This is a genomic window from Sulfurimonas xiamenensis, from assembly GCF_009258045.1.
Lineage (GTDB): Bacteria > Campylobacterota > Campylobacteria > Campylobacterales > Sulfurimonadaceae > Sulfurimonas > Sulfurimonas xiamenensis.
The window spans coordinates 101,948-125,278 of sequence record NZ_CP041166.1; the positions used below are offsets into that span (position 1 = coordinate 101,948).

21 protein-coding genes are annotated in these 23,331 nt (G+C 37.7%); 11 read left to right on the top strand and 10 right to left on the bottom strand.

Annotation, left to right across the window (positions count from 1 at the left end; all coding sequences use genetic code 11):
- Positions 1-41 precede the first annotated feature (41 nt).
- From FJR47_RS00530 to FJR47_RS00565, 8 genes are all read left to right on the top strand, one after another.
- Positions 42-2,036, top strand: a complete 1,995-nt coding sequence (locus FJR47_RS00530; protein ID WP_152298552.1) for a sensor domain-containing protein — start codon at positions 42-44, stop codon at positions 2,034-2,036.
- A gap of 101 nt (positions 2,037-2,137) precedes the next feature.
- Complete coding sequence (locus tag FJR47_RS00535) at positions 2,138-4,111, top strand: putative bifunctional diguanylate cyclase/phosphodiesterase (protein WP_152298553.1); 1,974 nt, start codon at positions 2,138-2,140, stop codon at positions 4,109-4,111.
- A 75-nt stretch (positions 4,112-4,186) separates the two neighbouring features.
- Entirely contained in the window at positions 4,187-5,467 is a 1,281-nt protein-coding gene (locus FJR47_RS00540; protein WP_241855406.1) for an NFACT family protein, read from the top strand.
- 79 nt (positions 5,468-5,546) lie between these two features.
- Positions 5,547-6,302 (top strand): phosphatidate cytidylyltransferase, encoded by a 756-nt coding sequence (locus FJR47_RS00545; protein WP_152298555.1) that lies wholly within the window; start codon positions 5,547-5,549, stop codon positions 6,300-6,302.
- On the top strand, positions 6,299-7,366 hold the full coding sequence (gene dxr / locus FJR47_RS00550; protein ID WP_152298556.1) for a 1-deoxy-D-xylulose-5-phosphate reductoisomerase: 1,068 nt from the start codon (positions 6,299-6,301) through the stop codon (positions 7,364-7,366). The genes FJR47_RS00545 and dxr overlap by 4 nt, the downstream gene beginning before the upstream one ends.
- Positions 7,363-8,340 (top strand): tRNA (adenosine(37)-N6)-threonylcarbamoyltransferase complex transferase subunit TsaD, encoded by a 978-nt coding sequence (gene tsaD, locus FJR47_RS00555; protein WP_152298557.1) that lies wholly within the window; start codon positions 7,363-7,365, stop codon positions 8,338-8,340. The genes dxr and tsaD overlap by 4 nt, the downstream gene beginning before the upstream one ends.
- A gap of 106 nt (positions 8,341-8,446) precedes the next feature.
- Complete coding sequence (gene tpx / locus FJR47_RS00560; protein WP_152298558.1) at positions 8,447-8,950, top strand: thiol peroxidase; 504 nt, start codon at positions 8,447-8,449, stop codon at positions 8,948-8,950.
- A 100-nt stretch (positions 8,951-9,050) separates the two neighbouring features.
- On the top strand, positions 9,051-9,803 hold the full coding sequence (locus tag FJR47_RS00565) for a TIGR04219 family outer membrane beta-barrel protein (RefSeq protein ID WP_152298559.1): 753 nt from the start codon (positions 9,051-9,053) through the stop codon (positions 9,801-9,803).
- Between the two features lie 3 nt (positions 9,804-9,806).
- Here FJR47_RS00565 and FJR47_RS00570 read toward each other — a convergent pair whose 3' ends face one another.
- The 9 genes from FJR47_RS00570 to FJR47_RS00610 all read right to left on the bottom strand — a co-directional run bounded on the left by FJR47_RS00570 (position 9,807) and on the right by FJR47_RS00610 (position 19,342).
- Entirely contained in the window at positions 9,807-10,358 is a 552-nt protein-coding gene (locus FJR47_RS00570) for a GNAT family N-acetyltransferase (protein ID WP_188093726.1), read from the bottom strand.
- A gap of 6 nt (positions 10,359-10,364) precedes the next feature.
- Complete coding sequence (locus FJR47_RS00575; protein ID WP_152298560.1) at positions 10,365-12,455, bottom strand: helix-hairpin-helix domain-containing protein; 2,091 nt, start codon at positions 12,453-12,455, stop codon at positions 10,365-10,367.
- Positions 12,451-13,365, bottom strand: a complete 915-nt coding sequence (locus FJR47_RS00580; RefSeq protein WP_152298561.1) for a DUF234 domain-containing protein — start codon at positions 13,363-13,365, stop codon at positions 12,451-12,453. The genes FJR47_RS00575 and FJR47_RS00580 overlap by 5 nt, the downstream gene beginning before the upstream one ends.
- A gap of 102 nt (positions 13,366-13,467) precedes the next feature.
- A complete protein-coding gene (locus FJR47_RS00585; protein WP_152298562.1) occupies positions 13,468-14,679 on the bottom strand; it encodes an ABC transporter permease in 1,212 nt (403 codons plus the stop codon).
- Positions 14,676-15,386 (bottom strand): ABC transporter ATP-binding protein, encoded by a 711-nt coding sequence (locus FJR47_RS00590; RefSeq protein WP_152298563.1) that lies wholly within the window; start codon positions 15,384-15,386, stop codon positions 14,676-14,678. Before FJR47_RS00590 ends, FJR47_RS00585 begins: the two co-directional genes overlap by 4 nt.
- Positions 15,383-16,588 (bottom strand): efflux RND transporter periplasmic adaptor subunit, encoded by a 1,206-nt coding sequence (locus tag FJR47_RS00595; protein ID WP_152298564.1) that lies wholly within the window; start codon positions 16,586-16,588, stop codon positions 15,383-15,385. Before FJR47_RS00595 ends, FJR47_RS00590 begins: the two co-directional genes overlap by 4 nt.
- Positions 16,585-17,796 carry a TolC family protein gene (locus FJR47_RS00600; protein ID WP_152298565.1) on the bottom strand — a complete coding sequence of 404 codons (1,212 nt, stop codon included), beginning with the start codon at positions 17,794-17,796 and terminating at the stop codon, positions 16,585-16,587. The genes FJR47_RS00595 and FJR47_RS00600 overlap by 4 nt, the downstream gene beginning before the upstream one ends.
- A gap of 89 nt (positions 17,797-17,885) precedes the next feature.
- Positions 17,886-18,077 (bottom strand): hypothetical protein, encoded by a 192-nt coding sequence (locus FJR47_RS00605; protein ID WP_152298566.1) that lies wholly within the window; start codon positions 18,075-18,077, stop codon positions 17,886-17,888.
- Between the two features lie 41 nt (positions 18,078-18,118).
- Positions 18,119-19,342 (bottom strand): DNA recombination protein RmuC, encoded by a 1,224-nt coding sequence (locus FJR47_RS00610; RefSeq protein ID WP_152298567.1) that lies wholly within the window; start codon positions 19,340-19,342, stop codon positions 18,119-18,121.
- 85 nt (positions 19,343-19,427) lie between these two features.
- Between FJR47_RS00610 and FJR47_RS00615 the strand changes: the two genes are divergently transcribed.
- From FJR47_RS00615 to FJR47_RS00625, 3 genes are read left to right on the top strand one after another with little or no spacing between them, the layout of a single operon-like run.
- The gene (locus FJR47_RS00615) at positions 19,428-19,619 is read left to right on the top strand and encodes a YwbE family protein (protein WP_152298568.1); all 192 of its coding nucleotides are present in this window, start codon (positions 19,428-19,430) and stop codon (positions 19,617-19,619) included.
- The gene (dbpA, locus tag FJR47_RS00620; RefSeq protein WP_152298569.1) at positions 19,619-20,989 is read left to right on the top strand and encodes an ATP-dependent RNA helicase DbpA; all 1,371 of its coding nucleotides are present in this window, start codon (positions 19,619-19,621) and stop codon (positions 20,987-20,989) included. The genes FJR47_RS00615 and dbpA overlap by 1 nt, the downstream gene beginning before the upstream one ends.
- The gene (locus FJR47_RS00625; RefSeq protein WP_152298570.1) at positions 20,977-21,489 is read left to right on the top strand and encodes a M48 metallopeptidase family protein; all 513 of its coding nucleotides are present in this window, start codon (positions 20,977-20,979) and stop codon (positions 21,487-21,489) included. Before dbpA ends, FJR47_RS00625 begins: the two co-directional genes overlap by 13 nt.
- Here FJR47_RS00625 and FJR47_RS00630 read toward each other — a convergent pair.
- Positions 21,486-23,324 carry an ATP-binding cassette domain-containing protein gene (locus FJR47_RS00630; RefSeq protein WP_152298571.1) on the bottom strand — a complete coding sequence of 613 codons (1,839 nt, stop codon included), beginning with the start codon at positions 23,322-23,324 and terminating at the stop codon, positions 21,486-21,488. The genes FJR47_RS00625 and FJR47_RS00630 overlap by 4 nt on opposite strands.
- Positions 23,325-23,331: the final 7 nt, after the last annotated feature.

The window sequence follows — 23,331 nt, forward strand, 5'->3', positions numbered from 1 at the left end:
TATAATATAATAGGGTAAATATTTTGACAAAAGGATAAAGAGTGCATATAAAATATTCTAAAAATAATAGAAGTGCATTTTTTATCTCTGCAATATTTTTGGCAGTAGGAGTCATATGGATAATGTTATCTGATTCAGCAATCTCCTCTTTAGCAGCTAATCCGGCAGAAGCTTCATTAATGAAAGCGTATAAAGAGTGGTTTTTTATTTTCACCACTGCTTTGATTTTGTTTTTTTTAAGTCGCAAATTTTTTCATAATATTCATAACTTATATTTTCAAAAAATAGAAGATATTGAAAAAAATTATAAAAAACAGAAAAATTTTGTTCAGGCAAAAGAACTTATAGAGTCTTCGCAGATAGAACTCTCAAAATATGAAAAACTTTTACACACTATTATAAACACTTCACCTGATGCCATCTATGCAAAGGATCGAGATGGAAAATATATACTATTTAATGATGCTGCGGGATTGATGTTAAATGTAGATGCGCAAAATATTGTAGGCAAAAGAGATGAGACACTATTTACACCTGAATATGCTGCCGAAACAGCTGATGAAGAGAAAAAAATTATAGAGAATAAAAAAATAATCAAAAAAGAGGAAAAATATACTGTAGTAGGTGGAAAAGAGAAGGTTTTTTCAACAACCAAGGGCGCTCTTGTAGATGAGCGAAAGAAAGTTTTTGGAATATTTGCAATAGCCAGAGATATGACCGAACATAAAGAGCATGAGCGTTTCTTGATAGAAACAAAAGAGAAATTTTATAGACTTTCACATCTCGATGATGTAACCTTTTTGCCAAACAGATTGTATATGAGCGAAGTTTTAACACAGAAGTGCTCACAAAATTTGCCGTTTGCTTTAATTCTTATTGATCTTGATAATTTTAAAATCATAAACGATTCTTACGGCCATTTTTATGGAGATAAGATTCTTGTTGAGATATCAAAAGTTCTTAAAGAGGTCTTTATATCAACTGCATTTATTGCCAGAATGGTTGGCGATGAGTTTGGAATTGTAGTAAACTCGGGCAATAAAGAGGAGATAAAGAGATTAATGCAAGAGCTGCATTACAAATTTAGCAATCCGCTTCAAGTAGATTCTATAGATGTTTATATTACAGTAAGTTCCGGTATCTGCCTCTATCCTGATGATGTTAAAACGATGCAGGAGATGTATCAAGCTGCAGATGCTGCAATGCATAATGCTAAAAAGAGAACCCAAAACAACTACAGCTTTTATGATTTGCAGTTTAAAAAAGATGCCATCTCCTATACAGAAACAGTTACAAACTTAAAGCAGGCGGTTGAAAAAGGAGAGCTTGAACTCTACTTTCAACCTCAAAATGATGCACAAACAGGCAGCATTGTCGGTGCCGAAGCTCTTATAAGGTGGAATTATAAAGGGGAAGTTGTACCTCCTGATTTTTTTATTCAGGCAGCTGAAAAAAGTGGTTTGATCGTGGAGATAGGAGATTTTGTACTAAGAAAAGGTTTTAAAACTGTTAAAAGATGGCATGACAAAAAGATAGCAAAAGGAAGAGTGGCTATCAATGTATCCGCGCACCAACTTACCCATCTTGATTTTATAAACACTCTTAAAAGTATGCTTCAAGAGAGTGGATGCGAGGCATCTTGGATAGAACTTGAGATTACGGAGAGTTCTGTTTTGGAAAATCCAGATCTAGTTATAGATTTGCTTCAAAAGATAAAAGCATTGGGATTTCATATCTCAGTAGATGATTTTGGGACCGGTTACTCCTCCCTCTCTTACCTGAAAAATCTTCCGATTGATAAGCTTAAAATTGACAGATCTTTTATTATGAGTATTCAAACTGAACCAAAAAATCAAATTATTGTAAAAACAACTATTTTTTTAGGAAATGAGCTTGGCATACATGTACTTGCAGAGGGTGTGGAGACAGAAGAGGAGCATAGCTTTTTGTTAGAGAACAAAATAGATTCCATTCAAGGCTACTACTACTCAAAACCGTTGTCTTTAGATGAGTTTGAGAAGCTGCTTAAAATGTAGTTATAGCTCAAAGAATCGGCATGACTATTATAGAAAACTATTTTTAAAATAATTTTTAACATAAAATTTTTTAAAAAAATAAAATAAAGAAAGGATAGAAAGTGCAAAACAAAAATCTAAATCCTTATAAAAGTGCATTTTATCTCTCTATAGTTTATTTTATATTTGCTACAATCTGGATAGTTTTATCAGATTATTCTATTATATTAATGATAGAACATTTAGATGAAATCACGATGCTGCAAACATATAAAGGTATTTTTTTTGTTTTTGTAACTACAGTCATTTTGTTTTTTGTAACTTATAAATTTTTTTACACTATGCGATTGCAATATAATAAAAATTTAGAATATCTTATGAAAAAGCAAAAGTTAAGAGAGAGTTTAAAAGATTCTCATGAAGAACTCTCAAAATATGATACGCTCTTAAATATGATAATCAACAACTCTCCTGATGCAATTTATGCAAAAGATAGAGATGGAAGATATATACTTTTTAACGATGCAGCGGCAAAAATGGTAAATTTAGATGCACAAAATATTTTGGGCAAGGGCGATGAAGTGATCTTTACATCTGAGGACGCTGAAAAAATAAAAGCTGAAGATAAAGAGATTGTTCAAAACGGCAAAATAATCAAAAAAGATGAAAGGCATATATTAACCGGCGGAATAGAGAAAGTATTTTCAACAACCAAGGGCGCTCTTATAGATAAACAAAAGAGAATTTTTGGAACATTCGCAATATCCAGAGATATAACTGAGCATAAAGAGCACGAGCGTTTTTTAATAGAAACAAAAGATAAATTTTATAAGCTCTCACATCAAGACAAAGTGACTTCCTTGCCCAATAGACTCCATATCAGTGAATTTTTAATCAATAAGTGTTCTCAACATATTTCATTTTCTCTTATACTGCTTGATCTTGATGAGTTTAAAATAGTAAATGATTCATACGGTCACCGTTTTGGAGACAAGCTTCTCATTGAAATATCAAAAGTTCTTAAAAAGGTCTTTGATTCCACCGCCTTTATCGCTCGTATGGGCGGTGATGAGTTTGGAATCGTTGTGGATTTAAATGATAAAAAAGAGATAGAAATTTTGATGCAAAAACTGTACAATGAGTTTAATAATCCTTTTATAATTGATTTAATAGATGTTTATATTACGGCAAGTTCGGGTATTTGTATCTATCCAGATGATGCAAAAACCATGCTAGAGATGTATCAGGCGGCAGATGCCGCAATGTACAATGCTAAAAAAACAACTCAAAACAGTTACAGTTTTTATGATCTGCAATTTAAAAAAGATGCTGTCTATTATGCGGAAACAGTCTCAAACTTAAAACAGGCAATTGAAAAGGGGGAGTTTGAACTCTACTTCCAGCCTCAAAACAACGCACAAACAGGCACTATAGTCGGCATGGAAGTTCTTTTACGGTGGAATCATAAAGGGAAGATGATACCTCCGGATCTTTTTATACCGGTAGCAGAAAAAAGCGGTTTGATAGTTGAGATAGGAAATTTTGCATTGAGAAAAGGCTTTAAAACTGCTAAAAAATGGCATGACGAAAAAATAGCAAAAGGAAGAGTGTCTATTAATATATCTGCACGCCAACTTACACATCTTGACTTTATAAACACTCTAAAAAGTATGCTTCAAGAGAGCGGATGTGAAGCATCCTGGATAGAACTTGAGATTACTGAGAGTTCTGTTTTGGAAAATCCGGATCTTGTTATCAATCTGCTTCAAAAAATAAAAGCGCTTGGGTTTTATATCTCAATGGATGATTTTGGTACCGGTTATTCCTCCCTATCTTATCTGAAAAATCTTCCGATTGATAAGCTTAAAATTGATAGATCTTTTATTATGAGTATTCAAACCGAACCAAAAAATCAAATTATTGTAAAAACAACTATTTTTTTAGGAAATGAGCTTGGCATACATGTACTTGCAGAGGGTGTGGAGACAGAAGAGGAGCATAGCTTTTTGTTAGAGAACAAAATAGATTCCATTCAAGGCTACTACTACTCAAAACCGCTGCCTTTGAATAAGGTTGAGATATTATTGCAAGCGTAGTTGTTTTATCTATGATAAAATTTCTTTATGAAATTATCACATCTTAAACAAATCGTTGCTTATTTACAGAAATTTTTGAAAATTTCCGCAATTTACAGAGTAAGCGATACTATTATCAAAGTGGCTTTTGACAGAGATGACGAGCTCTATTTTGAGATGCAGCGCTCAAATTCCAGGATATTTAAGTGCGCTTCTTACCCTCGTTCAAAAGTTTACAACGCTCCTTTTGATGTTCTTTTGGCAAAGCGGTTTAATCGTGCAAATATTTTAAATATAGAACTTTTAAATAACGACAAGATTATACGCTTTAAAACCTCCGTTGCTTCTGCTTATAAAGAGGAGATTACCTATCTGCAATTTGAATTTACCGGAAAATATACAAATGTAATTATCTTAGATGAAGAGAATATTGTTCTTGAAGCGCTTCGTCATGTAGATATCTTTTCATCGTTTCGTGAAGTAAGAGTCGGTCAAAAACTTTTAGATGTTCCTGCTGCCCCCTTTGTTGCAAAAGAGTATCCTATTGATGATGTAGAGCAGTTTTTATATAATGAGTACGAAAAAGAGATGGAGGATAAACTCTCCTCTTTAAAGAAACAAAAAATAGCACTCTTAAATAAAAAACTAAAAAAATTAGAGAAGCTATATAGTTTGTTAGATGATGAAAAAGAGCTTGAAACTGAGGCGGCAAAATATAACTATTTTGGAAATCTGCTTTTGGCAAATATGCATAAAGTAAAGCCGTATCAAAGAGTTATAGAGTTAGAAGATTATGATGGAAATAGAGTTGAGATAGAGCTTCATAAAGAGTTCTCTTCCGTTTCTATGATGGCAAATTCACTCTTTAGCAGAAGTAAAAAAGCAAAACAGAGAGCCTCTCATCTGCATATAGAAAAGAGTTCTCTTCTTTCAAAAATAGAGCATATAAAACTTTTTATCCATACGGTCCAAGAAGCAAAAGATGTTGCAAAAATAGCACTTCTTTTTCCAAAAAACATACAAGCTAAAAAGGTAAAAACCAATGATTCCATTGAGACTTTTTGGATAGAGGGTTATAAAGTGAGTCTTGGGAAAAATGAAAAAGGCAATATAGAACTGCTTCAAAAAGCACGCGCAAGAGATATCTGGCTTCATATGAAAGAGAGACCATCCGCTCATGTAATTATTACAACTGATAAACAAAATGTTCCTTTAAGTGTTATAGAGAGAGCGGCTAGATTGTGCGTAGACTTTACAATGTTTCAAAAAGACAGATACTTGGTTGACTATACTCCACGAAGAGAAGTAACTATACAAAACGGTGCTAATGTGCTTTACAACAAATATAAGACCATAGAGGTTGATACTAGGGAGTAGATATAGTAATTTTTATATATATACCAGATATTAAAGTGTGATTGGTTATAATAATTTTACTATTTTATTAGGAATTTTAATGAGTATATTTACAAGTTCTAAAGAGAGAATCACAACCGGAGTGGCGCTTGTTGCCGGAGTGCTTATTATAGGTTTTATAGACAACTTCCTGCTTATGTGGCTTTTTCTGGGAGCTGTTTATCTTTTGGCATTTAATGAAGCAATGAAATTGTTTGATATAAAAAACAGCAGTTTGATATATTTTGCTGCGGGGATTTGGCTGTTAGCCGGAATATATCCTTACAGTGATGACCTTTTTGTTTTGGCAGGTGTGGCGTACGCGAGTGCTGTTGCATTTAACAGAGATATAACTTGGAAAAACTTTTTTCCTTTTATCTATCCGACTGCAGGAATGCTTTTTATTTTGACAATGTATCAAGAGTATGGCGTAATCTCTCTTTTATGGCTTTTAGTAGTCGTTGCTATGACTGATGTTGGAGCGTATGCAGTTGGCAAAAGTATAGGAAAGACTCCTTTTAGCAAGACCTCTCCAAATAAAACGATGGAGGGTGTTGTCGGCGGCATAGTGGTTGCAACAATCGGCGGTATGTTTGTGGGCTTGTCTGTAGTAAGTTTGGGTATTGCGTTTATTATCTCTTTTATGGTTGCAGTGAGTTCGATTTTTGGAGATCTGTTTGAGAGCTCGCTAAAAAGAGCTGCCGGTGTTAAAGACAGCGGAACTATTTTACCGGGTCACGGCGGAATGCTTGACCGCATAGATGGTTATCTTTTTGGCGCTATCGTAATGCTTGTGCTTTTAAGAGGACTTGTTTGATAGTTCTTGGTTCAACAGGTTCTATCGGAGTCAATACTCTAGAAGTTGCCAAAAAATTTTCAATCGATATTGAGGTTTTGGTTGCCGGCAATAATATAGAGTTATTAAACAAACAGATACAAGAGCACAACCCAAAAACGGTTGTTATCGCAAACAAAGATGATCTTTTTAAAGTAAAACACCCAAATGTTTTGTGCGGAGAAGAGGCTATTTTAAAGATTATAGAAGATTCAAAGAGTGATTTGGTTGTAAACGCGCTTGTTGGCTTTTTGGGACTTCGACCAACACTTACAGCTCTTAAATGCAACAAAAGAGTGGCTCTTGCAAACAAAGAGTCTCTAGTAGCATGCGGAGCATTTATAGATACAGCCAAAATCCAGCCTATAGACAGCGAACATTTTGGGCTTTGGTATCTGTTGCAAAACAGGCCGGTTGAGAAAATGATTATTACGGCAAGCGGCGGGGCATTTCGAGACTGGGATATAAAGAAGCTTCAAAGGGCTACTTTGGCAGATACTCAAAAACACCCAAATTGGTCGATGGGACAGAAAATTACTATAGACAGTGCAACTATGGTAAATAAAATGTTTGAACTTTTAGAGGCACGATGGCTCTTTGGAGAGGGTAAATATGATGCGATTATCGAAACAAAATCTCTTATTCATGCACTTATCGACTTTAAAGACGGTTCAACAACTGCACATTTTGCTGATGCAAATATGCAGCTCCCTATCGCTTTCGCACTTGATTCTAAGATGCAAGAAAACATACTCTCACATGTGGATCTGTTAAAAGTAGGCTCTTTGGAGTTTCGTGAAATAACAGTAGAGAGATATCCTGTATGGGAGATAAAAGAGGAACTTTTGCAAAATCCTTCTCGAGGAGTAGTTGTAAATGCCGCAAATGAAGTTGCTATAGAGAAGTTTATAGCTAAAGAGATAGGTTTTATGGATATAGCAAAAAATATCATAAAAGCGTATGAGAAATTTGATGCACAGCCAAAAAATGTAGATGATGTGTTTGCTATAGATAAAGAAGTTCGAAATTTTGTGAGGGTAGAATGATTTTAAGCATAGAGAGCTCGTGTGATGACAGTGCGATAGCGATAACAGAGATAGCTACAAAAAAACTCATTTTTCATAAAAAGATATCCCAAGAGATAGAACACTCGGTTTACGGCGGGGTTGTCCCAGAGCTTGCAGCCAGACTTCATGCAGAGGCTCTTCCTAAAATTTTAGAAGATTGCAAGCCCTATTTTAAAACTTTAAAAGCGGTTGCCGTCACCTCTTCGCCCGGACTCACGGTTACCCTTATTGAAGGTGTGGTTATGGCAAAAGCCATCTCCATAGCGCTTAATATTCCGATAATCGGAGTAAATCACCTTGTGGGGCATATCTACTCTCTGTTTATTGAAAAAGAGGCGATTTTTCCCTTGACGGTTCTTTTGGTCTCAGGCGGGCATACGCAGGTTATGGAGGTGAAATCTTTGGATAATATCAAAACAGTTGCAAAAAGCATGGATGATAGTTTCGGTGAGAGTTTTGATAAAGTAGCTAAAATGATGCATCTTGGTTATCCTGGAGGTCCGTTAATACAAGAGTTGGCGAAAGATGGAGATAGAAAAAAATACAATTTCACCGTTCCGCTTCACCAATCTCCACTTATCGCCTTTTCATATTCAGGATTAAAAAATTCTGTCAGACTTGCTGTTGAAAAAGCAGAGGAGAGTGACTATAAAGATATAGCCGCTTCTTTTGAGCATATTGCCACGGCACATATTATTCAAAAGTTGAAAAGGTATTTTAAAGAAGCTACTCCAAAAAACTTTGCTATCGTAGGCGGAGCAAGTGCAAATCTCTACCTGCGCGAGCAAATAGAGAAGCTTTTAGCGCTCTATGGGGCAAAACTGCTCTTAAGTGAACTCAAATACTGTTCTGATAACGCGGCAATGATAGGAAGAGTTGCACTTGAGATGTATAAAAAAGAGATGTTTAGTTCGCTTGATGAGTTAAAAGTTTGTCCCAAAAGTGTCATTTAACTTAATAATTACTTAGCATAATGCTCTTTTTTTCTAATTAAGAGCAAAATTATTCTATTTCAAATATACTACTTCATATAAATATTAAAAATAAAAAGGAGCCAGGATGGCAACTACAAAATTTAAAGGTACAGAAGTAGAGTTATTAGGAAATCAAGTAAATGTTGGTGATAAGGCACCAGAAGTAAAAGTTGTAAACTCAGAAGGTTTAGGTGATGTGGTAGTTGGTGGCGCGCAAGGCGTGAAGCAGTTAGTAATCGTTGTTCCTTCACTAGACACTGGCGTATGTGCTACCGAGACTCGTAACTTCAATGCAAAAGCAGCTTCATTAGAGGGTGTTAAAACTACTGTTGTCTCAATGGACTTGCCATTTGCATCAGGAAGATTTTGTGCTGCAGAGGGAATTGACAAACTAACTGTTGCATCTGACTTTAGAAACAAAGATTTTGCTAACGCTTATGGTGTACTTCTTGGCGGTTCTGTTCTTGCAGGTGTTACTTGTAGAGCAATCTTTGTAATTGATGAAAACGGTATTGTAACTTATAAAGAGATCGTTCCAGAAATTACGGAAGAGCCAAACTACGACGCTGCAATCGCTGCTGTAAAATAATAATATTTCTCCTTTTTCCTTAAATATAGGGCTTTTGCCCTATATCAATCAAGTAAAATTTTGATACAATAATCCTATTTTACAAATAAGGATTTACTATATGAAAAAAGTTTTATATACTTTTGCATGTGGGGCTGTTTTGGCTTCCGGCGCTATGGCTGATTTTGCAAGGGTTGAAGTGGGTGCGGGAGCTTGGATGCAAACTCCTGAAGGGAAAGTAACATATACCGAGAACGGGGCAGATGGTATTTATACTTCAAAAGAGGGGGATAGCACAGAGCTATATTTTTGGGTTAATATAAAACATCCTGTTCCTGTTTTGCCAAATCTTAGACTTGAATATGTAACGCTAGAGGACAGTGGTACTGCAAGCGGAGCATTTAAAGATTTTAGCATCGGTTCAGATTTAACCTCATTATCATATGATATGAAACAGTACGATATTATTCCATACTACAATATTTTAGACAATACTGCTTGGATTACACTTGATTTGGGTCTTGATATTAAAATTATGGATGTCTCCTATTCAGTTGCTCCAGTTGGTTTATTTACCGGCTATAGCGATGATTTTATTTTGCCTGTTCCTCTTTTATATGCAAGAGGAAGATTTGAGATTCCATCTACAGATATCGGTCTTGAAGCAGATGTAAAGTACATCACTACAGGTGATTCTACTGTCTATGATATAAGAGCAAAAGTTGATTATACTTTAGATGTTTTTCCTGTTATTCAACCCGCTTTAGAGGTTGGTTATAGAGCACAAAAGATAGATATTGACGAGAGTGATGCAGATGCAAAACTTGATATTGATTATTCAGGTTTTTATGCAGGTGTAATGCTTCGTTTCTAAATTTCAATCCATCCATTTACGGGAGTCGTAGCCGTCACTTGGTCTTACGACTCTCTCTTTTGGCAGCTCTTTTATCATAATTACAACTTCACTTCCATCAACTGGACTCTTGCTAAAAGAGTTTTCAACCTCTACAAACCCATGCTTTTTAAAAAAACTGAGTGCTTTTCCACTCTTTAAAACACTAACGCTCATGTACTCAAAAAGTGCACCTGCTTCTAAAAAGAGCTGTTCAAGCATTGCGGAACCTATGCCTATAGCTCTAAATTCCGGTTTTATCCCGATTGTAAGAACAGGCGTTTTTTCATCTATAAAACCGTTTGCATTGTCATCTTCCCTTAGCAACCGTAGCCATGCAGCGCCTGCAATTTTGTGTTCACTCAAAGCGTAAAGCCCTAAATCTTTGGAGGATAATCCGTAAAATTTGCTGTAAGTTTCCAGTTCCATGACATCTTTGAGCGTTTTGCCGACTTCATCAAGACGGTAGGCGTAGTGGAGCATATCGGTTGCGATTTTTTGCTCCGAAGATCTTAGAAAGTATAGTGTTGGTTTCATTGTGTTTTATATCAGACTAAGTCCGACTTTTCCTTCATCTATTGATACAACCTCGATTTGAGGCAGGTATTGATTTAGTGATAGCACTTCAAGCGGATGAGAAATTTTTGTTACGCTCATTTTTGAGATGTGAATCATGCCGTCATTTTTCAGTCCAATGTCCACAAATGCCCCAAAATCAGCAATATTTCTAACAACCCCTGAGACAAAACTTCCTACACTCAGCATTTTAATATCCGTTATGCCCTCTTTAAATGGGATAGGCGGCAACTCTTCTCTTGGGTCAAAACCGGGTTTTTGCAGCTCTTTTATAATGTCTTTTAGCGTCTCTTCCCCGACATGCAGCTGGGCAGCTTTGTCTTTAACATTAACAGTTGCGAGATCCAAACCGAGAAGTTTTTTAGCAACTTCGTAACTCTCAGGGTGGATTCCGCTGTTGTCAAAAATGTTTTTACTATTTTTGATGCGGATAAATCCCACAGCCTGCTCGTACGCTTTTTTACCTAAACCCTTTACTTTTAAGAGTTGCTCTTTTGTCTCAAATGGACCGTTTTCTTCTCTAAAAGCGATAATGTTTTGGGCTACTTTTGCACTCACACCTGCTACATAAGAGAGAAGCGAGAGAGATGCGGAGTTTATATCAACACCTACGCGGTTTACAAGATCCTGCGTAACATCGCTAAGTTTCTTCTCTAAAAGTTTTTGATCAACATCATGCTGATACTGCCCGATGCCTAGAGATTTCGGGTCTATTTTAACAAGAGCTGCCATCGGGTCTTGGAGCCTTTGAGCTATGGAGATTGCTCCTCTTATAGTCACATCAAGGTTTGGATACTCCTGCGAAGCTATCTTTGAAGCGGAGTAGACTGAGGCTCCGGCCTCGGAGACAACCGTATAGTTTAGTTTTGCATTCTCATCTCTGTTTAGCCTTGCAAAAAACTCCTGCGTCTCTCTTGAACCTGTTCCGTTTCCGATAGCCGCGCCCGTGATGGTATACTTGTTTGTTAGGAGAAGTACTTTCTTTTTGGAGTTTTCATAATCCCTCTGTGGTTCGGTCGGATAGATAACGCATGACTCAAGATAATTGCCGTTTTCATCAATAACAGCCAGTTTGCACCCTGTTCTAAAAGCGGGGTCTACTCCTAGTATTACTCTTTTTGTGACAGGTGGAGTCATTAAAAGCTGGTTTAGATTTTTTCCAAAGACCGAAATTGCGGCTATGTCGGCTCTCTCTTTTAGCTCGGCTTGAACTTCTCGCTCAATGGATGGAAGCAGAAGCCTCTTTAGTCCGTCTCTGTAGGCTTCAAAAAGCAGCTCTTTCGAGCTTGAAGCATTGCGCGGTATCTTGTACTGCTTTATATTTGCTTCTATGTAGTCGGTATCGATCGTTATCTTTACGCTCAGCTCTTTTTCTTTAACCCCGCGCATTACGGCAAGATAGCGATGAGACGGTATGTAAGCTACTTTTTCGCTTTTTTGCGCAAAGTTTTTAAAGAGTCCGTTTTCATCAAAACTTTTTGTTTTTTTAATTTCTAAAACTCCATGACGCAGCATATTGTTTCTTATTGCTTCACGCTCTCTTGGCATATCTGCATATCGCTCTGCCAAAATATCCTGCGCTCCTTGCACTGCTTCATCTACAGATGTAATAGCGCTTCTTACAAACTCTTTGGCTTTTGTTTTGAACTCGGCTTCGCTAAGCCGCGCTTTTTCTAAAATATCCGCAAGAGGAGAGAGACCATTTTCTATGGCAGTTGCCGCACGGGAATTTTTCTTCTCTTTGTAGGGACGGTAGATATCCTCTAAGACTCTTAAGCTCTGAGCCTCTTCTATGCTCTTTTTGACGGCTTCGGTTAAGGTCGCTCTTTCGCTAATAAGCCTTAAAACTTCATCTTTTCGCTCAAGTAGTTTTTTGGCACTTATGTAGATAGTCTCAAACTCACGAAGCACTTCATCATCAGCTCCGCCCGTCATCTCTTTGCGGTAACGGGCAATAAAAGGGATGGTTGAACCCTCCTCAAGAAGCTTTAAAATATTTTCTATATGCTCTCGTTTAAGAGCAGTTTTTTTGGTTAGCAGATTGATTAAATTATTAATATTTTTTTCCTAAGCACTCTATAAAATCTTTTTCGCTCAAGTCTTCTATAAGTGTTTTAAAATTTTTTAGAGCAAATAGTTTAACATCTTCGCCCTTTAAGGCTTTTAGCTCATTTGAAAAACCGCCTTTGGAGACAATAAAATAGATGTTAGGCGTTAGTTCAGCTTGGCGGCACTGCTCTTGAAGTTTGCCGAGCTCACTCTTTTTTGCTTTTTGGTTGGAGTATTTGCATATTCCTGCAATGACTTTTCCAGACTTTGTTTTTGCCAAGATATCGATTTGTGTATTTCTATCCCAGTAGCTTCCTATCTCTATAATCGGGTCATCTTTTAAGCTTTTTTTGATGAGCTCATGGGAGAATTTTTTAAAAGTAAGTTCGTAAAATTCGCTCTTGCGGTTTGCAAACGATTCCATCGCCTCTTTAAAGTCTCCATCTTTGATAGTTTTAAAATATGGAGAGACAAAAGCAAACCAAAAACGCATAAAAGGGGTGCTAAAGTTTAGTTTTTCATCTACCTTTTCATCCTCATTTGGCGGAGACTCAAGCGAATATTCACGCTTTAGGATATTTTTAGCGCAAAGCGCATCAATCGCCTCTTCGCCTTCAGCTCTTGAGATGCGTGCTCTCTTTAGCGCGGAATGAACTCGTCCGTCACCCGTTGCAGCCGCGCTTAAAAGTGCGTGGCTTGTTTTGTCGCTGCGAGTGATTTTTGTAATATCACCGTGGATATAGGTGTAATTTTTTAAAATTTTGTTCTCTATTAACTCATCAAGACTCTTTGACATGTCAACACTCCAGCTCGTTCCGCCAAATACAGAGAAGTACTCTATTGCCTGCTCTAGCTCTTGTGGAGTGTTTTGAAAACAAAAAGAGCGGAACTGTTCTAAGAGTGATGGATGTTTTGCCATAAGAAAGCCTTTAATCTGTTTTTGAAATTATACAGGAATAAAAACTATCTCTAAAGAAAAATCTGAAAATAAAAATATCAATGCTTATGGATATATAAAAATTTACTCATATCGCAATGCATCGATAGGATTTAACTGTGCCGCTTTGCGTGCCGGAAAGTAACCAAAAACAACTCCTACGCATGTAGAGAAAAGAAATGCAATGATAATAATAAAGGTATTGAAAATCAAAGGAAGATCAAAAAAAAGAGTGATGCCCACGCCGACACTTACTCCCAGGATGATACCGATGATTCCTCCTAGAGATGCAAGAACAACGGCTTCGACTAAAAACTGCAGCAAAACCTCCCGCTCCATTGCACCTATTGCAAGCCGTATCCCTATTTCACGGGTCCGCTCTGTTACGGAGACAAGCATAATATTCATAATTCCTATGCCGCCCACTAGCAGACTGATTGCTGCAATGGCTCCAAGTAAGATGGTGAGCATCTTTGTTGTCGAAGAGAGAGTTTGAACCATTTCACGCATATCATGTACATTGAAATCATTCTCCTCTCCCGCCTGTATACGACGACGCTCCTGCATAAGCAGAGTGATAGAGGATTTAACATCTTCGATAGCCGATGCCGCACTTGCTGAAATCATAATTCGAGAGATATCCTGATTTCCGCTGATACGCCTTTGAAACATCCGAATCGGAACAACGACAATATCATCTTGATCCATTCCAAACATTGCCGCACCTTTAGACTCAAGTTCTCCAATCACTTCACATGAAAAATTTTCGAGTCGCAAAGCAGCTCCAATGGGATCTTGATCATCAAAAAGCTCTCTTTTAACTGTTGCCCCAATTACACATACCGCTTTTCCTCCTCTGAGTTCACTCTCGTTAAAGTTTCTACCCGAAGCAAAAACCCAATCCTTAACGATAAAGTAGTCATTATTGCTCCCCTCGACGGTTGTTGAGTAGTTTTTATTGCCATATACTGCTTGGATTGTACTTGATCCCACAGGCGCTACTCCGCGTACTTCAGCAATCTCTCTTTTTAATGCTTCAACATCGTTATGCGTAAATTTTTTGGCTGTAAGATCACTGCTGGGAGGTCCTTTACGCTCTTGCCCAGGTATCACCATAAGCATATTTGTGCCCAGTTTTGAGATGCTTTGCGTTACATATGCGGTTGTCGCATCGCCCAGCATGACCATGGTAATAACCGATGCTATGCCTATAACAACTCCTAGTATTGTAAGCGTTGAGCGCATAACACTTCTGCGGATTTCGCGCAAAGCAAGTAAAAAAGCGTTCCAAATCATAAAATTTCCTTTATGCCGTTTGCGTCATCAATTTTTCCATCGCGAAAATGAATTGTTCGCGAGGCATATTTCGCCATCTCATTTTCATGTGTTACCATGATAATGGTTATTCCCTTCTCTTTATTGAATGATTGCAAGAGATTCATAATCTCTATACTTTTGACGGTATCGAGATTCCCTGTCGGTTCATCAGCTAAAAGAATCAGCGGATCGGTTACAATCGCTCTTGCAATTGCTACGCGTTGCTGTTGTCCGCCTGAGAGTTCTCCCGGAGTGTGATGGGCTACATGTTCGAGTCCCACACTTTGCAGAGCTTTCATTGCCAAGATATGTCTTTTTTTGGCAGGCAGACCGCGGTATAGCAGCGGGAGTTCCACATTTTCAATTGCAGATGTTTTTCCTAGCAGATTAAATCCCTGAAAAATAAAACCTATATAATTTCGCCGCAATAGTGTACGCTGATTACGAGAAAGCATTCCGACCTCAACCCCGTTAAAGAGATAGTTGCCACTACTAGAAGTATCAAGACAGCCGATAATATTCATAGCGGTTGATTTTCCAGAGCCGCTAGGACCCATAATGGCAACAAACTCTCCTTGTTCTATTTTAAGGTCTACTCCTCTAAGAGCATAAGTCGTTGCTTCTCCTTTTCCGTAGGATTTGACAGTTTGGCGAAGTTCAATGATAGGTTTTTTTTGCTTTATCATTGTTTTTCTATCCCGATAAGTACGCTGTCATTCGTTGTTAAAGATGTATCTGTAATATATGTTGAAGTGCCGTCGCTTTTGCCGGTTTTTACCTCTACTTTAAGTGGTTCGTTTTGACGAAGTATCCACACGCTTTGTGTTTTTGAGCGGATACTTTTGTTACCGATTTTTTGTTCGGCTGCAGGAGTGAAGCGAAGTGCCGCATTTGGCACGCTCAATACACTATCTAAAATAGCGGTAGTAATAGAAGCTGAAACAGTCATGCCGGGATGCAGCAGAAGATCACTGTTATCTACTTCAACAACAGTGTTGTAGGTAACTACTCCGTTAATAATTTCAGAATTGAGGCGAATCTGAGTGATAATACCGTGAAATTTTTTTTCAGGATAGGCATCGACATTAAATTCAACTTTTTGTCCCTCTTTTACCTCGCCTATGTCCGCTTCATCTACACTTAAAATGACTTTCATCTTTGTTAAATCTTTTGCCATTGTAAAAAGAATGGGTGTTTCCATGGAGGCAACAACAGTTTGCCCGGGCTCTATCTTACGATCCAGTACAATTCCATCTATCGGAGAGACAACAATTGCTTTGCGCAGATCATCTTCATTGGATGCAAGTTCGGCGGATGCCTGTCTGGTTTGAGCCAGCGCGGCATCATGGACAGCTTTTGCTTTTTGCAGTGAAGCATATGCTTCGTCAACCTCTTTTTTTGAGGGATAGTTGCCTTTTGTCGCCGTGTACATTTTATCAACTCTCTCCCACTCATTTTGTGCATATACAAGAGATGCCTTTGCTTCGGCGGCATTTGCTTTGTATCGCAAAAGAGCCGCTTTTGAACTCTCAACCGCCGAAGCAAGTTTTGTAGTGTCAAGACGCGCCATAATCTCTCCAACCTTTACACGACTGTTGTAATCCACCAAAACCTCTTTAATGGTTCCTGATACTTCAATTCCTACATCAACGCTGTTTGTAGGCTCAAGGTTTCCGGTTGCCAAGACGGTTGTAGTGATTGTTTTTAGCTCTACAGGCGCGCTTTTATAAACCACTTCATTACCGGAATCAGTATAAAATTTGTAAAAAAAGATGCCAATAAAGAGAAGTATAAAAAAAGAGATTATCCAAATATATTTTTTATATGATTTTTTAGAGTCTTGAGTAAGACCAAGTGTTTTTTCTATCTCATCTGTTGAAGGATTCATTTTATCTCCCTGTTTGTGTTGAGGGCAAAGTGAAGTTTTGCCAGTTCAAGTTGTATATTGATCTCATTTATTTTTATAGTGTACTCTTCGATTGCTTTGGTGTTTTTAAGCGTCTGAAGATCATATCCGGTTTTTGAGCCGGCATCCACTCCCGCTTTTGTTGTCTCTATTAACTCATCATAAAGCACTATGTTTTTTAAACTGATGTCAATATAGCGGCGATAGCTCTCAATAAGCTCAAGAGATTGAGCATAGGATGCTTTTGCATTGCGTGCCCTATCTGCCGCATCCGCACTCTGTTTTAGATAGAGTGCTTTTGCCTCCTCTTTTGCGGCTGAAGCATTATAGGTAAGCGGAATATTTATTGAAACTCCTGCTGTGTAAAAATTGCCGTCATACCCCTCATAAAGCTCTTTTGGGTCATATTTAAGATATCCCGCATCGGCATTAACGGCAACGGCAGGAAGATAGCTGCTCTTTGTTACATTATACTGCTCTTCATATGTTTGGCTCTGCGCACGGGCATAGCGCACTTCAAAATTGTTTTGAAGATATGCATCCTCCTGAACCAAATCAAAAGAGTAAAGAGGAAAATTATCTGGATCTATATCACTTAGTTTTGCAATTTCAAGCCGCTCTTTAGCTATTTCATACTCCAATGAGGCATATGTTTTTTGTTCGCCGCTTTTATCCATCAGTGCATTATTAAGCTCAGTTATATCAGCTTTTCCCACATCATAAAGCTGGCGTTTGATAAAGATTTCAATATCGTAGTTATCAAGTTTTTTGCCGCTTTGCTTTAGCTCGTATCTGCTTTTTTTATAATTGAGCAGTGCACTAAAGAGCTCTTCATTGAGATTTGCAATCTCTTGTTTTAATTCAATCGCATCGGCTCTTTTTTTTGCATCGGCATAACTGATTTGATAGATAATTCCCCCTGAGCGAAATATATCTTGATTTATGGATGCAGAAACTTTTTTGGTGTCGCTGTGATTGCCGTTTGCGCTTTTGTCGTAACTGTAAGAAGCACCCAGATTAAGCGGTGCAATCCAGTTGTTTCTTAGTTTTTCATTTTCAGCTTCGTACTTATTTTGCTGCTGATGCAAAATATCCTGTTTTTGCGGGGATAATAGTTCCACATCCTGCGCGTCTGCTATTGTTAAAGAGAAAAAAATTGCGATTAGATAAATTTTAATTTTTGTTTTCATATTTTATTATAATTTCCTCTTCTAATAGATGCTGGTAAAATTATATATCAGTGATGTTAACGATAATTTAATTTCATATTAATGATTTATTAACGATTGGTTATATCTACGCCTTTTTCTTTAAGTTTGTTTCCAATTTCTACTATTTTGTTTTTATATTTTTCAGTTTTCATAAAACCTTCATATGCATCCAGCTCTTTTTTTTGGACCTTTGCTGCGATATCATCTATCTTTGCAAGTGTTTCTTCGAGCTCTTCTTCTAAATCTTCAATCATCTGCATATATTTTTCCTTTTTTTTGCAAATTATATAATAATTGCGATTTAATCCTCAAGTGCTCTTACTATATGTTCGGGCAAACTTTTGCTGGTAGCGGCACCAAGTTTTTCCAACTTTTGAAACTGGCTTGTTACACTTCCTGCTCCCGTGTGCATTTTTGAAAATATCTCATCATATGTTTTTTGTGCAGTTCCTATCTGTTTTCCGAGCTTCTCAAAACTCTCAACGAAGCTTGAAAATTTATCAAATAAAAGTCCGGCTCTTTTTGCTATCTCCTGTGCATTTCTTTGTTGATTCTCATATTTCCATGTATTTTCAACGGCGCGAAGAGAGACCATTAAGGTAGTCGGTCCAACCAAAATAACATTTTTCTTAAAGGCTTGGTCAAATAGCGAACCGTCATACTCCATAGCCATCAGCAGCGCACTTTCAATCGGTACGAACATAAAGATAAAATCAAGTGTTTGGATACCCTTTAGGTTTGTATAATCCTTTTCGCTAAGCTCTTTTATATGTTTTTTTATAGAAGCGACATGATGATTGGCAAAGAGCTCTTTTTGTTCTTCATTTTCAGAGGATGTATACTCCTCGTAAGCTTTAAGTGAAGTTTTTGCATCAATAATAATATCTCTGTTGTCTGGAAGATGCACTACAACATCGGGGCGGTATCTGCTGCCGTCGCTGTTATGTTCAAGAGTGACTTCTCGTTCGTACTCAATACCGAGTCTAAGGCCTGAGTGTTCAAGTACGCTCTCTAAAACCATCTCACCCCAAACACCCTGTTTTTTGCTCTCGCCTTTTAATGCTTTGGTAAGATTTTTGGCATCTTTGCTCATCTGATGATTTATCTCTTTGATGCTTTTTATCTCCGCTTGAAGCATGGAGCGATCTTTTGCCTCTTTTATATAGACATCATCTATCTGTTTTTTAAATTCGTTAAACTGCTCTTTTATCGGATTTATCACTCTGCTGATACTTTCTTGATTTTGAAGAGAGAATTTTTGGGAGTTGGATTCGAATATCTTATCTGCAAGCTCTTTAAACTCAAGCTTCATCTGCTCTTTGTTCTTTTCTAGCAGCTCTATCTTTTCCTGATTTTTCTCATTTATACCGTTTATACGCTCTTTTAAAACCGCATTTTCATTCATCAAAGTGTTTGATTTTATGGTTTCACTCTCAAGCTGAGTTTTTAAATTGCTAACAGTTGTAATCCAAACAGCGATGGCGCCAAATAGCAGACCTATTATTACATAGAGGGCTTCAAACATCTTTTATATTCTCCAAATTATTGCTGTATTGTAGCATAACGCATAAAATAGATATAATTGCATATATAAAACAGAGGATACTCCTATGGACGGTACAAAAAGAGCAGATATAAAAAGTGGCATGAGCGTAGCGATTGTACTTAAACAAGATCAAGAGAGCGGCCGCTTAACAGATGGAGTAGTGCGCGATATTTTAACAAAATCCCCATCTCATCCCCACGGTATCAAAGTTCGTCTTATGAGCCGTGAAGTCGGACGAGTAAAAAAGATATATTAATGAATAAAAAAGATTTTTCAAACCTTCCTCTATCAAAAGAGATGCTTAGTAACCTAAATGAGATTGGTTACAAAGAGATGACACCGATTCAAGCGCAAAGTCTGCCATATATTTTAGAGGGCAGAGATGTAATAGCTCAGGCAAAAACAGGAAGCGGCAAAACAGCGGCTTTTGGCATAGGTTTGCTTCATAAGCTGCAGGTGAAAAAGTTTAGAGTTCAGTCTCTTATACTCTGCCCAACGCGTGAACTGGCAGATCAGGTTGCAAAAGAGCTTAGAATGCTTGCTAGATTTAAGCATAATATAAAGATTTTGACTCTGTGCGGAGGAAGTGCTTTTGGACCACAGCTAGGTTCTCTTAGACATGGAGCGCATATTGTTGTAGGAACTCCGGGAAGAGTTTTAAAACATTTAAAAAAAGAGACACTTTCGCTTGAAGATCTTGATACACTCATTCTTGATGAAGCAGACAGAATGCTGGATATGGGTTTTAGCGAAGAGATAAACGAGGTTTTAAGCTTTGTTCCAAAACAGAGGCAAACGCTTCTTTTCTCTGCCACCTACACAGATGAGATTTTAGATATCAGTGCATCTATTCAAAAAGATGCTCTAAATATAAAGACAGTTTCAACAGAGGTTGCTAACAAAATAATAGAGCGTTTTTATGAGCTGCAAAGCTCTCAAAAGCTAGACACTCTTATAAATATACTCGGTAATTTCAAACCTGAAAATGTTATAGTGTTTGCAAACACAAAAGCAGAAGTGCAGGAGATCGCAGATACTTTGCAAAAAAACAAAATCGACGCTCTTGCAATTCACGGCGATTTGGAACAGTATGAGAGAAATGATGTGTTAGTACAGTTTGCTAACAAAAGCACTCCGGTGTTAGTAGCAACCGATGTTGCTGCGCGCGGACTTGATATCAAAGAGCTCTCTATGGTTATAAACTATGACTTGCCCCATAGCCAAGAGATATACACGCATCGCATCGGCAGAACGGCGCGAGCCGGAGCGGAAGGCTTGGCTTTTACCTTTATAAGCCCTTATGAAGCGGATAAAGCAGATGAGTACAGAGATGAGAATCGTCTCTTTGAAGATGCAAACCTGTTAAAACCCGTGCAAAGTTTTGAGATGAAGCCTCAAAATATAACACTTGTTATAGAGGGCGGAAAAAAAGATAAAGTCCGTGCAGGCGATATTTTGGGTGCACTCACCGGTGAAGCCGGACTTAGCGGCGACTCTATTGGAAAGATAGATATTTACGACAGACAGAGTTATGTTGCTATTGAAGCCGGGAAAATAGATGAGGCACATGAGAAGCTCAAAAATGGAAAAATCAAAGGGAAGAAATTTTCAGTTTGGATTCTCTAAAGTATATAAATCACTACTCAGAAACAACAAAAAAACAGGTGTTAGAACTTATAAAGCAAGAGAAGTTAGGGCAGTACCTTAAAAAAAAGTACGCGAACTCTCATGCCATAAAAACAGACAAGGCGCTTTTTGCTTATGTAAATGAACTTAAAAATGCCCATATGAAAAAGGTTGCGCCTCTTAGCAAAGTTCTTTATGATGGAAAGATTAATATTATTCACAATGCGCTTGGAACCCATCATTTTATCTCAAGAGTGCAGGGCTCAAAGCTAAAAAGCAAAAATGAGATTCGTATAGCTACAATGTTTAAAAACACTCCGTTAGAGTTTTTGGAGATGATAGTTGTACATGAGCTTGCACACTTTAAAGAGAAAGAGCACAATAAAGCGTTTTACTCTTTGTGTGAGTATATGCAGCCCTCTTATCATCAGGTAGAGTTTGATTTGAGACTCTATTTGACGCATATGGATATAAAAGGCAAGATTGAGAAGTGGGGTTAATCCTCAATTTCTGCTATCTTCTCTTCATACTTTTGTGTAATTGCGTCTAGTTCATTTTGGGCGCTCTCCAGCTGTTCAAACAGCTCTTCAACTTCACTCTCCTGAGAAGAGACAAGCTTTGAGAGTTCCATAAGTTTAGAACTTTCACCGCTGTTTGAGGCCTCTATAAGTTTTTCATGATTTGCCTCTAAAAGCTCCTCTGTTTTCATAATAGAGCTCTCCAATTTTTCAACTCTTTTTCTCAGAGGCAAGATTTCCATATTTCTTTGTCGGATAAGCTCTGCTCTTATCTTTTTGTTCTCTTTGTTGTTTGTTTTTGGTTTCTGCTTTGGTTTTTGAAGCTCATCCTCCTCTTCATCCCAGCCTATTTTTTCCAAAAAGAGATCATATCCGCCCTCAAAATACTCTGCACCCTCTTTTTTAAAGATGATAAGTCTGTCGCAGACGCGGCGAAGCAGCTCCTCTGAGTGGGTAACAAGAATAACCGAGCCTTGAAAATTTTGAATCGCTTTTGTAAGCGCTTCTATAGAGTCCATATCTAAATGGTTTGTAGGTTCATCGAGAAATAGAAGATTTACATCGCGGGCTAAAATCTGACCAAGCATTACACGGCTTTTTTCTCCTCCTGAGAGAAGAGATACTTTTTTATCGGCGCTGTCTCCGCTAAACATCATAGCTCCGCAGATGCTTCTGATAACCTGAGTCGAGAGTTTTGTATTTGCCGAGTGAATCTCATCCGTTACCGTGCTATCTGGGTGAAGTCGAGCGATATTTGTCTGCCCAAAGTGTGCAAAGGTTGTACTTGGGTGCATATGAATCTCTCCGCTTAGCGGTTTTAATTCTCCTGCCATAGTATTTAAAAGGGTTGATTTTCCTTTGCCGTTTTTTCCGATAATACCAAGACGCTCGCCTTTTTGAAGAGAAAATGAGATGTTTTTAAACAAAATATTATCATTTGTATATCCAAAGCTGAGATCTTTTACATCAAGCAGAACTTTTGCAGGTGTCTCTTTGTAGTTAAAATCAAATTTTAGTGTTGCATCATATCCCAGATCTTCAAGCCGATCCATCTTCTCGAGCTGTTTCACTTTTGATTGTGCAAGAGCTGCCGTAGAGGCGCGGGCTTTGTTTCTTGCTATAAAATCTTCAAGCTCTTTTACCTTCTTATCTTGAGAAATTTTTTGTTTTTCATAGAGCTCCTCATCGGCTTGAAGCTGTTCATAGAACTTATGGGTATCGCCTTGGATAACATTTAATTTTTTTCTGATAATTCCCATTGTATGAGTTGTGATGGAGTCCATAAAATCTCGGTCGTGCGTGATAAGAATCACCTCTCCCTCAAAAGAGCGCAGAAAGTTTTTAAGCCATCTTAGAGAGAGGATATCGAGATAGTTTGTCGGCTCGTCTAAGAGCAGAAGGTTTGGTTCTGTAACTAGGAGCTTTGCAAGATTGATGCGGATCTGATAGCCGCCTGAGAATGAGAGTGGGTCTTTTTCCAGATCCTCCTGCGTAAAACCCAAGCCAAAGAGAATCTTCTCTACTCTGTAGAGATCATACTTCATCTCCTCTTCAAGTGCAAGCGCCGCTTCTTCTCTAAGGGAGTTTTCGCTAAATTTCAAATGCTGTTTTAGCGCGCCTATCTTATACCCTTTTGGAATAATCACTTCCCCGCTGTCGGGAAGCTCTTCACCTAAAATGATTTTAAAGAGTGTTGATTTACCGCTTCCGTTGCGTCCTACCAAACCGACTTTATTGCCTGAGTTTAGTTTAAAGTTTAGATTGGAAAAAAGCTCCTGTGAAGCAAAACTTTTTGAGATATTTATAAGTTGTATCATTAATCTC